Raw genomic sequence first — 11,153 nt, forward strand, 5'->3', positions numbered from 1 at the left:
CGCCGCCTGGCAATGCGTTTGGGGCGGCGGATCGTGCGGCTCAGCCGCGGCCGATGTACGGCATCGAGGTCGCCATCACGGTCGCGAACTGCACGTTCGCCTCCAGCGGGAGCTCCGCCATGTGCAGGACGGTGCGGGCCACGTCGGCCGCGTCCATCACCGGCTCGACGGCCAGCTGACCGTTGGCCTGGAGGATCCCGGTCTGCATCCGCTCGGTCATCTCGGTCGCCGCGTTGCCGATGTCGATCTGGCCGCAGGCGATCCGGTACGGCCGCCCGTCCAGGGAGAGGGACTTGGTCAGGCCGGTCATCGCGTGCTTGGTCGCGGTGTAGGCGATGGAGTTCGGGCGCGGCACGTGGGCCGAGATGGAGCCGTTGTTGATGATGCGGCCGCCCTGCGGGTCCTGCCGCTTCATCTGCCGGAAGGCGGCCTGCGCGCAGAGGAAGGCGCCGGTGAGGTTGACGTCGACGACCGAGCGCCAGGCCTCGTAGGTGAGGTCCTCCAGCGGGACCCCGCCCGGCCCGAAGGTGCCCGCGTTGTTGAAGAGCAGGTCGAGGCGCCCGTACCGGGCCCGGACCGACTCGAACAGCGCAGTGACGTCGTCCGGTTCGCCCACGTCCGCCCGGACGCACAGCACGTCGGCGTCCTTCCCGGCCGCCTCGGCGGTCTGCTGCAGCGGCTCGGTGCGGCGGCCGGCCAGGGCCACGGCCCAGCCCGCGGCGGCCAGGGTCAGGGCCACGGTGCGGCCGATGCCGGAGCCGGCGCCGGTCACCACGGCGATCTTCTTCGTACTTTCGTCCATGGGGCCGCAGGGTACGTCACACGGCGCTCCGTTCCCCGGACGTTCCGATTGCTGAGAGCATGGGGCGGTCAGGGGTGCGTAGATCAGATGAGAAGACTGGAGTCCCGCATGTCGGAGAGAGGCCCCGCGACCGCCGCCTCGCACGACTCGTCGCCCGATTCGCCCTCTGTCCCCACCGCCGCAGCGCCCCTGACGGCCGCCCGCCGTACGAGCCTGCTGGTCACCTTCGTACTCGGCGGGCTCACCGCCCTCCCCCCGCTGTCCATGGACATGTACCTGCCGGCGCTGCCGCAGGTCACCGACGCCCTGAACAGCCCTGCCGCGACCGTCCAGCTCACCCTCACGGCCTGTCTCGCCGGCATGGCCCTGGGCCAGCTCGTCATCGGCCCGATGAGCGACAAGTGGGGCCGCCGCCGGCCCCTGCTCATCGGCATGGTCGTCTACGTCCTGGCCACCGCGATCTGCGCGCTCGCCCCGACCACCGAGCTGCTGATCGCCTTCCGGCTGCTCCAGGGCCTGGCCGGCGCCGCCGCGATCGTCATCGCCCGGGCCGTCGTACGCGACCTGTACGACGGGGACGAGATGGCCCGCTTCTTCTCCACGCTGATGCTCATATCCGGGGCCGCACCGATCATCGCCCCGCTGATCGGCGGCCAGGTGCTGCGCTTCGCCGACTGGCGCGGGGTCTTCCTCGTCCTCACCGCCGTCGGCACGGTGCTCACCCTGATGGTCTGGCGCGGCCTCGGCGAGACCCTGCCGCCCGAGCGGCGGCACACCGGCGGTGTCGGCTCCGCCCTGCGGACCATGCGCGGGCTGCTCGGCGACCGCGTCTTCGCCGGCTACACCCTGACCGGCGGCTTCTCCTTCGCCGTGCTCTTCTCCTACATATCCGCCTCGCCGTTCGTGATCCAGGAGATCTACGGGGCCTCGCCCCAGGCCTTCTCCCTGCTCTTCGGGCTCAACTCCGTCGGCCTGATCCTCGTCGGCCAGGTCAACGGCAAGCTGCTGGTGGGCCGGGTCCGCCTGGACAAGGTGCTGGGCGTCGGGCTCGCGGTGGTCCTGACCGCCGCGGTGTCGCTGCTGCTGATGTCGACCGGAGTGTTCGGGGAGGTCGGGCTGACCCCGATCGCCGCCGCCCTGTTCGTCCTGATGTCGGCCATGGGCGTGGTGCTGCCGAACACCAACGCGCAGGCCCTGATGCGGACCCCGCACGCGGCCGGATCGGCCTCCGCCCTGCTCGGCACCTCCTCGTTCCTGATCGGCGCGATCGCCTCGCCGCTGGTGGGGATCGCGGGCGAGGACACGGCGGTGCCGATGGCGCTGGTCCAGCTGGTGTGCGCCCTCCTCGCCGTGAGCACCTTCCTCGGCCTGTGCCGCCCCTGGCAGACCGCGCCCGCCGCATCCGGCCCGGCCGGCGTCTGAGGCGCGGGGTCCGGGGCTGAGGCGCGGGGTCCGGGGCGGAGCCCCGATCTTCGAGCCGCACCGGACCCGGCGGCCCGCACCGGACCCAGCGGCATAAACTTCGCTGGTGAACGCCTCCGCCCCCACCTCCGCCGAAACCCTGCGCAGCACCCTCGGCGGGCTGCTCGACGGACTCCCGCCCAAGCAGGCCGCGGCCGCCGTCGAGCGGCTCATCGCCAGCTACCGGGGGCAGACCCCGACCGACGCGCCCGTACTGCGCGACCGCTCCGACGTGGCGGCGTACGCGGCGTACCGGATGCCCGCCACCTTCGAGGCCGTCCGCAGCGCCCTCGACGGGCTGGCCGAAGCGGCCCCCGACTGGGCGCCGGGCTCGCACGTGGACGTGGGCGGCGGCACTGGCGCCGCGACTTGGGCGGTGGACGCCACCTGGGACGGCCCGCGGGAGACCACGGTGCTGGACTGGGCGGAACCGGCCCTGGACCTCGGCCGGGAACTGGCGGCCGCCTCCACCTCCGAGGTGCTGCGCGGGGCCGCGTGGCGGCGGGCCGTCATCGGCTCGGGGCTGAGCCTGCCCGAGGCCGACCTGGTGACGGTGTCCTACGTACTCGGCGAGCTGACCCCGCAGGCGCGCACGGCCGTCGTCGCCGAGGCCGCGCGGGCCGGCCAGGCCGTGGTGCTGATCGAGCCGGGCACGCCGGAGGGGTACCTGCGCATCCGCGAGGCCCGTGACCAGCTGATCGGGGCGGGGCTGCGGATCGCCGCCCCCTGCCCGCACGACGGGACCTGTCCGATCGAGGTCGGCAAGGACTGGTGCCACTTCTCGGCGCGGGTCAGCCGGTCCTCCCTGCACCGGAAGGTAAAGGGCGGCTCGCTCCCGTACGAGGACGAGAAGTTCAGCTACGTCGCCGCGACCCGCTTCCCGGCCGGGCCGGCCGCCTCCCGGATCACGCGGAAGCCGCAGATCCGGAAGGGGCTCGTCCTGCTGGAGCTGTGCGGTCCCGAGGGAGAGGGCCTGACCCGGGTCAACGTGACCAAGCGCCACGGCGACCTCTACAAGGCCGCCCGCGACGCCGACTGGGGCCAGGCCTGGCCCCCGGCGCCGTAGCCGGTGCCTAGGGCCGCAGCTCCTGGGTGCAGCACTTCACGCTGCCGCCGCCCTTGAGCAGCTCGCCCAGGTCCATCGGGACCGGCTCGAACCCCCGGTCCCGCAGCGGCTCCAGCAGGCCGGTCGCCGCCTGCGGGAGCAGGACGTGCAGGCCGTCGGAGACCGCGTTCAGGCCGAGGGCGGCCGCGTCCCGGCCGTCGGCGATCAGGGCGTCCGGGAAGAGCCGTCTGAGCACTCCCTGGCTGCCGGGCGAGAAGGCGTCCGGGTAGTACATGATCTCGTCGCCGTCGAGGACGCTGAGCGCCGTGTCCAGGTGGTAGTAGCGCGGGTCCACCAGGTCGAGGCCGATGACCGGGCGGCCGAAGAACTCCTGGGCCTCGTCGTGCGAGAGCGGACTGGAGCGGAAGCCCCGGCCGGCCAGGATGTAGTTCTCGGTGACCGCGAAGTCCCCCTCGCCCTCGTTGACGTGGGACGGCTCGTGGATGTCGGGGTAGCCGTGGGTACGGAACCAGTCCAGGTGCTTCTCGGCCTCGGCGGCCCGTTCCGGATAGGCGAACCGGGCCCCGAGGACGCGGCCGTCGACGACGAGGGCCCCGTTCGCCGCGAAGACCATGTCGGGCAGCGCGGGGTCGGGTTCGAGGGTCTCGACGATGTGGCCGAGGGAGCGGTAGCGGTCCCTCAGGTCTTCCCATTGGGCCAGTGCGAGGGGCAGGTCCACCGGTTTCGTGGGATCCATCCACGGATTGATGGAGTACGTGACCTTGAAGTGTGCGGGTGGGCACATCAGGTAGCGCCGGGGTGTGGCGTCTCTGCGCAAAGAAGGCTCCTCACGACTTACACGACTCTGGGCGAGTGCTGAAGAGAATCGTCTCTCCAACACGTGGACAGCACAGTGAACTGATTGGGTGGTTTACGCAAACCTATGGAAAGACGAGACGTCTCGCTTTGATACTTTCGGGCCATGCCCAAGACCCCTGACGCCACCCGCCGCAGCGACCGCTCCCGGCGCGCCATCCTCGACGCCGCGCTCGCCCTCGTCGGGGAGGTCGGCTACAACAAGCTGACCATCGAGGCCATCGCCGCCCGCGCGGGCGTCGGCAAGCAGACCATCTACCGCTGGTGGCCGTCGAAGGCCGCCGTCCTCCTCGACGCCTCGCTGGCCCTCTTCGGCGACGCCGAGACGGAGGCCGAGTGGACCGGCTTCCCCGACACCGGGGACCTCGCCGCCGACCTGAAGCACGTCCTGCGGCTGACCGTCGACCAGTTCAACGACGAGAAGTACGACGCCCCCACGCGCGCCCTGACGGCGGCCGGGGCCACCGACCCCGAGCTCGGCGCCCGCTTCACCGAGCAGCTGCTGGAGCCGCAGCTCGCCCTGTACGAGGACCGGTTGCGCGCGGCCCGGGAGGCCGGCCGGATCGCGCCGGACACGGACCTGCGCCTCACCGTCGAGATGCTCGTCGGACCGCTCACCTACCGCTGGCTGATGCGCACCGCGCCCCTGACGCACGCGTACGCCGACGCGCTCGTGGACCGGGTGCTGGGCGGGGTGGCCAACGTCACCGCCCGATAGCGGGCAAGGATTCGAAGAACGGCCGAGAACATTTGGCCTGTTTCTATGGTTATGTGTGGGTTTTCGGATGCGCATCCCCAACCCCCCGGTCGTCAAGAGCGGTCACCCGGGGCTCAGGATGGTGGGACCATGGGTTGGTCCGCCGGGGATACGGTGAGGTGAGGGGATAGATGGGGTCTGAGTCCGGCCGCGTCAAACGCGGCGAGCAGAGCAGGATTTCCCAGTGGCTGCGCCGGCGGCAGAAACCCACCGCCGAGGATCCGGGAGCGGAGCGCGAGGCGCTCCTCCTGGCCGTCGCCGCCGCGGGCCTGCCGCTCGCCCCCGCCGCCCATCCCGCCGGTTACCGGTGTTCGTGCGACCGGATCGGCTGTCCGACGCCCGCACGGCACCCCGTCTCCTTCGCCTGGCAGACCCAGTCGACCACCGACCGCGCACAGGTCGAGCGCTGGGCGCGCAACCAGCCCCAGGCCAACTTCATCACCGCGACCGGCATGGTCCACGACGTGCTCGACGTCCCGCTGGAAGCCGGCACCGACGCCCTCGACCGGCTCCTGCTCGCCGGGATCAAGGTGGGCCCCGTCGCCGAGTCGGGCGGCACCGGTGACCAGGCCCGGATGCTCTTCTTCACCGCCACCCGCGGCACCCCCGAGGACGAGGACGAGTGGTGGCCGTGCGCGCTGGACTGCCACCCCGAGACGATGGACGAACACCCGGGCCTGCGCTGGCACTGCCGCGGCAGCTACGTCCTGGTCCCGCCGGCGGCCCTCCCCGGTGACCACGCGGTGACCTGGATCCGCGGCATGGAGCACCCCCTCCCGGACCCGCTCACCCTCCTCGAAACCCTCACGGACGCCTGCGCCGCGTACGCGGGCTCGACCGACGGCACCCCGGCCACGGTGGCCTGGCCCCTGGGCCAGTAGCCCCGGAGGCCGCCGCCACTCGGTCTTTCGGGGCTCCGCCCCGCACCCCGCGCCTCAAACGCCGGCGTTCGAGACGCGGGGGGCCGGGTAGCGTCCCCGGCAACGGCGCCGGGCCCGGCTCAGTGGTGGATCTGCGTGACCACCACGTCGAGGGACCAGGCCCTGCCCGCCTTCGCGGGGGCCTCGGCCTCGACCACGTACCCCAGGTCCCGCAGGGCCGTGACCAGCTCCGCGGGCGAAGCCGGAGCGGCTCCGGCCAGCAGCAGGTCCCGGACCAGCCGCCCCTTCGTCGCCTTGTTGAAGTGGCTCACCACCGACCGCTTCTCCACCCCGTCCGCCAGCTGCGAGTGCAGCACCCGGACGGTCGCGGTCCGCCCCGCCACCTCGCCCTTCGGCTTCCACGCGGCCCCGTACGCCGCCGACCGCAGGTCCAGCACCAGCCCGTCCCCGGCCGCCTCCGGCATGACCTCGGCCATCGGACCCCGCCAGTACGCGCCCAGCGCGCCCAGCCCGGGCAGCTTCACCCCCATCGAGCAGCGGTACGAGGGGATCGCGTCGCCGATCCGCACCGCGCCCCACAGCCCCGAGAAGACGAGCAGCGCGTCCTCGGCCGTCGCCCGCGCCGCCGCGGGCAGGTCGGCCAGGCCCAGCGCGTCGTACAGCACGCCCGTGTAGATCTCGCCCGCCGGACGGGCCCCCGCCGTGCGCAGCTCGGCGTTCTTGGCGACCTCGCCGCGCAGGCCCTCGCTCAGGCCCAGCACCTCGCGCGCCTTCAGCTCGTCCGCCGCGCACAGCTCGACCAGCTCCTCCAGCACCGCCGCACGGGCCGGGGCCAGACCGGGCAGGGAGAGCGCCTCCGGCTTCAGGGGTGCGCCGGAGCCGCCGGCGGCCTTTCCTTCGGACGGCGGCAGCAGCACGAGCACGGTGGTTCTCCTTCGGTACGACGTCGCAGGGGGTGCGGCCCCCGAGCCAGGGTAGACGGCCCGGCACCCACCCCACCTCGCTCGCCGGCCGCAGGCCCGGCATCCGGCATGATCACGCCAGTCGTGGCCCCTGACGTGACGGGCCTGTACGGTGGCCCCGCCGCCGATGCCGCAGTCGGGTACGCCTGCCCGGGCCGGAGCGGCGGTCACGGCCGGATCCGGCGGCCTCATCGGGCAACACAGCCGCCGCGCGGGCCCGTTCGCCGTCCCACAGACCCCCGGAACATCCCGGGACGGGCACCGCGCCCACTGGGGTTCCGATCACCCGGAATCACGTGCGCACCGGTCACGGCCTGCCGCCCGCACGGGCCCACCCGCCGTCCCGAACCCGCATCCGGGCCGGTGGGACGCCCTGGGACACCCTGTCGTGGCCCGAATCTGCCCTAGGGTCTTCGCAGTTCGCCGACGAGATCCCGTGGCCGGGACCGCCTCCACAGCCGGCCGCACCCTTCTCCCCACTCGTTGCGGCGTCCCCTTCTGCCGCTCGCCCAGTCAGGAGCCGTGCCCTATGTCCCCTCACCCGAGCCCGTCCTTCACGGACGTGGTCGCCGCCCGGATGTCCCGGCGGGGCGTGCTGCTCACCGGCGCCCTCGCGGTGGCGGCCGCCGGCCTCTCCGCGTCCCCGGCGTCCGCCGCGGGCCGGACCGGCACCGGTCCGGACGGGGCGGGCCCGGACACCGCGGAACTCGGCTTCACCGCCGTACCCGTCAGCGACGCCGACGCGATCACCCTGCCCGCGGGCTACACGGCACAGACGCTCGCTCCGTGGGGGCAGCCGATACGTCCGGGCGGTCCGGCCTGGCGCAAGGACGGCTCCGGCTCCGCCGCCGACCAGGCCCTGCAGATCGGGTCCCACCACAGCGGAACGCACTTCTTCCCGCTGTACCGCGGTCCGGCCGGCAGCCGCCGCGGAATGCTCGTGATCAACCACGAGTCCGCGGACCCCGCCCTGCTCCACCACGACGCGGGCGCAGCCGGGCCGGCCGGGGACCGGATCGCCAAGGAGCTCGCCGCCCAGGGCGTCAGCGTCGTGGAGGTCGAGCAGACCGGGCGCGGCGACTGGCGCATCCTCGACTCGCGGCGCAACGCCCGGATCACCGGCACCAGCCCCGTCACCTTCTCCGGGCCGGTCGGGGCGGACCACCCGGCGCTGCGGACCGGACGCCCGCCGGTGGGCACGCTGAGCAACAGCGGGTACGGGGTGACGCCCTGGGGCACGTACCTGGCCTGCGAGGAGAACACGAACGCATGGTTCGGTACGGCCGACCCGGCCTGGCGGCCGACCCGCACCCAGCGACGCTACGGCCTCGGCGCGAACGGCCACGGGAGGCGCTGGCACGAGGCGGACCCGCGCTTCGACCTCGCCGCCAACGGCAACGAGCCGCACCGCTTCGGCTGGATCCTGGAGATCGACCCCTTCGCCGCACAGCGCACCCCGGTCAAGCGGACCGCTCTGGGCCGCTTCAACCACTCCTCGGCGGCGGTGACCGAATCGGGCGGGCGGGCCGTCGTCTACAGCGGCGACGACCAGGACGGCGGCTACCTCTACAAGTTCGTCGGGGACGGCCCCTGGAAGGCGCACCGGTCGAAGGGCCGCAGTCCGCTGGACCACGGCACCCTCCACGTGGCGCGCTTCGAGGAGGACGGCACCGGCCGCTGGCTGCCGCTGTCGCACGGGCACGGGCCGCTGACCTCGGCGCTGGGCTGGCAGGACCAGGCCGACGTCCTGCTGCGCGCCCGGGAAGCCGCCGACGCCCTCGGTGCCACGCCCCTCGACCGGCCCCAGCAGATCACCGTCAGCCCGAACAGCCAGGACGTCTACTGCGCGCTGGCCAACGGCACCGGTGGCCACCACCCCGGCCAGGGCTCCGGCGGCCCCCGTGACACCAACCCGTACGGGCACGTCGTCCGCTGGCGGGAGGAAGCCGGTACCGGTGCGTCCGACCGCTTCGGCTGGGACGTCGTCGTACTCGGCGGCGATCAGGCGCAGGGCGAGGGCGCGCTGCCGGACGCCGGTACGTTCGGCTCGCCGAAGGGCCTCGCGTTCGACGCCGCCGGACGGCTGTGGATCCAGACCGGGATCTCCAACCACGCGGTGGGCCGGGCGGACCACGAGGGCCTCGGCAACAACGCGGTGCTGGTCGCCGCACCGCGCGGCGGGGTCCGGCGCTTCCTGACCGCGCCGCGGGGCGCGGAGGTCACCGCGGCCGTGCTCACCCCGGACCTGCGGACGATGTTCGTCAGCATCCAGCACCCCGGAGAGCGCACGGCGGCCTGGGGGGAGCCCACGCCGGAGAACCCGCGGGCCGTCAGCAACTGGCCCGACCGCGACCCGGCGGGCCGTCCCCGCTCGGCCACGATCGTCGTCCGCCGCGCGGACGGCGGCGTCATCGGCGCGCGCTGAGCACCGCCGCCCCCTCACCCCCACCCCCACCCACGGCATTACGTTCACGGAGGACGTTGTGGTCACGATCATCAGTCGAAGCGAATGGGGAGCCAGGGCCCCCTTCAAGCCGCAGAGGCTGTCCTGGAAGCCCTGGCAGGGCGGGGTGGTCATCCACCACCACGGCGCCGGCAGCTGGCCCGTGTACGAGCACGACAGGTGCTACGGCCAGATGCGGAGCGTGCAGCTGACGGCGATGTATCCCTGGCCGTTCCTCCAGGAGCAGTTCAACGACATCCCCTACAGCTTCGTCGTCTGCCAGCACGGCGGCATCTTCGAGGGCACGGGCACCCAGGTGCGCTCGGAGGCGAACGGCACGCAGACCGTGGGCGCCAACCAGGACTACTACGCCGTCATGGGTCTGATCGAGAGCGAGGACCAGCCCTCGCGGGCCATGCTCGACTCCATCCGCGAGCTGATCGCCCACCTGCGGGAGAACCACTCGGCGGGCCCCATCATCCGCGGACACCGGGACGTCTTCAACACCGAGTGCCCCGGGAACCTCTATCCGCACATACAGGGGTTCTACCCGGTCCTGGGGCCCGGCGAGCCGGACCCCACTCCCCCCAAGCCCTCCCGGCCGCTCTTCCTCTACTCCCGCAGCCAATGGGGCGCCAGGCCGCCGCGTGAGGTGACCCGGGTCGATCCCGGCAGCCGCACCGGATTCACCGTGCACTACTCCGCGGGGCCGGCGAGCCAGACGGTACGCCAGATCCAGAACTACCACATGGACTCCAACGGCTGGTCGGACATCGGCTACAACTTCCTCGTCGACGTCGAGGGGCGGATCTACGAGGGCCGCGGCTGGGACGTGGCCGGCGCCCACGCGACCGGGCACAACACCACCCACATCGGGGTCTGCTTCATCGGGGAGGACGGCGACGCGACCCCCCGCGCGCTGTCGGCCATCCGCGCCCTCTACAACCAGGCGAACTCCCGGACCGGCCGAACCCTGGCGATGACGTGGCACGGCGGGCTCTCCGGCCAGTCCACGCAGTGCCCGGGGCCCGGCCTGCGGGCCTGGGTCCAGGGCGGAATGAACGCGTCCACCCTGCCGGTCCACACCGGTACGGGCGACCTCGGCGGCGACTCCGGCGGCAGCGCAGGCGGCGGCATGACGCAGGTCCGGACCATCGCGGCGCAGCAGGAGGCCGTCAACCAGCTCGGCTACAGCCCGGCGCTGGAGGTCGACGGCATCTGGGGCCCGAAGACCGACGCCGGCGTGCGCTGGCTCCAGCAGAAGGTCGGGGCGGGCGCCGACGGCCTGTGGGGACCGGCCACCGAAGCCGCGTACTCGGCCCACACGGGCGGCACCGGCTCGGGCTCGGGCGGCGGGGGCATGACCTCGGTACGCTCGGTCAAGGCGCAGCAGCAGGCCGTCAACGCGCTCGGCTACAGCCCGGCGCTGGATGCCGACGGCATCTGGGGCCCCAAGACCGACGCCGGCGTGCGCTGGCTCCAGCAGAAGGTCGGGGCGGGCGCCGACGGCCTGTGGGGTCCGGCCACCGAAGCCGCCTACAACGGCTATCTCGACAACGGCGCGATGCTGACCGTCGACGGCCAGTGGGGTCCGGCCACCATCCGCGCCACGCAGAAGGTCATCGGCGTCGCCGTCGACGGCCAGTGGGGTCCGAACTCCGTACGGGGCCTCCAGCGCCACCTGAACACCTGGAGCAACGCCGGGCTGGTGGTGGACGGGGCCGCGGGTCCCGCGACGTACAAGGCGCTGCAGACCCACCTCAACAAGATGATCGGAGCCGGTCTGGCCGTGGACGGCGCCTGGGGCCCGGCCACCGTACGGGCGCTCCAGACCGCCCTGAACCGGGGGCAGTTCTAGGGGACTCCCCCCCTGGGGGGGGCGGCATGCGGGCGGGGGGTGGTGCGCGGAGGACATCACCGCCCGCT

General features: G+C 73.2%; 9 protein-coding genes. 6 read left to right on the top strand and 3 right to left on the bottom strand.

Annotated features, from left to right (window positions below):
• Window positions 1-40: 40 nt before the first annotated feature.
• Window positions 41-802, bottom strand: a complete 762-nt coding sequence (locus ACXNSR_RS12325) for an SDR family oxidoreductase (RefSeq protein ID WP_458642108.1) — start codon at window positions 800-802, stop codon at window positions 41-43.
• A gap of 108 nt (window positions 803-910) precedes the next feature.
• Here ACXNSR_RS12325 and ACXNSR_RS12330 point away from each other — a divergent pair, with 108 nt between their 5' ends.
• Both ACXNSR_RS12330 and ACXNSR_RS12335 read left to right on the top strand, forming a co-directional pair.
• Window positions 911-2,224 (top strand): Bcr/CflA family multidrug efflux MFS transporter, encoded by a 1,314-nt coding sequence (locus tag ACXNSR_RS12330; RefSeq protein WP_458642109.1) that lies wholly within the window; start codon window positions 911-913, stop codon window positions 2,222-2,224.
• Between the two features lie 106 nt (window positions 2,225-2,330).
• Window positions 2,331-3,329, top strand: coding sequence for a small ribosomal subunit Rsm22 family protein (locus ACXNSR_RS12335; RefSeq protein ID WP_458642110.1), 999 nt, complete (start codon window positions 2,331-2,333; stop codon window positions 3,327-3,329).
• Window positions 3,330-3,336: 7 nt separating this feature from the next.
• Here ACXNSR_RS12335 and ddaH read toward each other — a convergent pair whose 3' ends face one another.
• Complete coding sequence (gene ddaH, locus ACXNSR_RS12340) at window positions 3,337-4,206, bottom strand: dimethylargininase (protein WP_458643283.1); 870 nt, start codon at window positions 4,204-4,206, stop codon at window positions 3,337-3,339.
• Between the two features lie 84 nt (window positions 4,207-4,290).
• Here ddaH and ACXNSR_RS12345 point away from each other — a divergent pair, with 84 nt between their 5' ends.
• On the top strand, window positions 4,291-4,902 hold the full coding sequence (locus tag ACXNSR_RS12345; RefSeq protein ID WP_458642111.1) for a TetR/AcrR family transcriptional regulator: 612 nt from the start codon (window positions 4,291-4,293) through the stop codon (window positions 4,900-4,902).
• Window positions 4,903-5,072: 170 nt separating this feature from the next.
• Window positions 5,073-5,822, top strand: a complete 750-nt coding sequence (locus ACXNSR_RS12350; protein WP_458642112.1) for a bifunctional DNA primase/polymerase — start codon at window positions 5,073-5,075, stop codon at window positions 5,820-5,822.
• Window positions 5,823-5,941: 119 nt separating this feature from the next.
• Here the strand turns inward: ACXNSR_RS12350 and yaaA are convergent, their stop codons facing one another.
• On the bottom strand, window positions 5,942-6,745 hold the full coding sequence (gene yaaA, locus ACXNSR_RS12355) for a peroxide stress protein YaaA (RefSeq protein ID WP_458642113.1): 804 nt from the start codon (window positions 6,743-6,745) through the stop codon (window positions 5,942-5,944).
• A gap of 568 nt (window positions 6,746-7,313) precedes the next feature.
• On the opposite strand from yaaA, the gene ACXNSR_RS12360 reads away from it, so the two are divergent.
• A complete protein-coding gene (locus tag ACXNSR_RS12360; protein WP_458642114.1) occupies window positions 7,314-9,209 on the top strand; it encodes a PhoX family protein in 1,896 nt (631 codons plus the stop codon).
• Between the two features lie 58 nt (window positions 9,210-9,267).
• A complete protein-coding gene (locus tag ACXNSR_RS12365) occupies window positions 9,268-11,085 on the top strand; it encodes a peptidoglycan recognition protein family protein (protein WP_458642115.1) in 1,818 nt (605 codons plus the stop codon).
• Window positions 11,086-11,153 lie beyond the last annotated feature (68 nt).

Source organism: Streptomyces sp. NC-S4, from assembly GCF_054353315.1.

Bases quoted from the DNA above. Each gene is read 5' to 3' on its own strand.
- ACXNSR_RS12325 (WP_458642108.1), bottom strand. From the start codon at position 802: ATGGACGAAAGTACGAAGAAGATCGCCGTGGTGACCGGCGCCGGCTCC.
- ACXNSR_RS12345 (WP_458642111.1), top strand. From the start codon at position 4,291: ATGCCCAAGACCCCTGACGCCACCCGCCGCAGCGACCGCTCCCGGCGC.
- ACXNSR_RS12330 (WP_458642109.1), top strand. From the start codon at position 911: ATGTCGGAGAGAGGCCCCGCGACCGCCGCCTCGCACGACTCGTCGCCC.
- ACXNSR_RS12350 (WP_458642112.1), top strand. From the start codon at position 5,073: ATGGGGTCTGAGTCCGGCCGCGTCAAACGCGGCGAGCAGAGCAGGATT.
- ACXNSR_RS12360 (WP_458642114.1), top strand. From the start codon at position 7,314: ATGTCCCCTCACCCGAGCCCGTCCTTCACGGACGTGGTCGCCGCCCGG.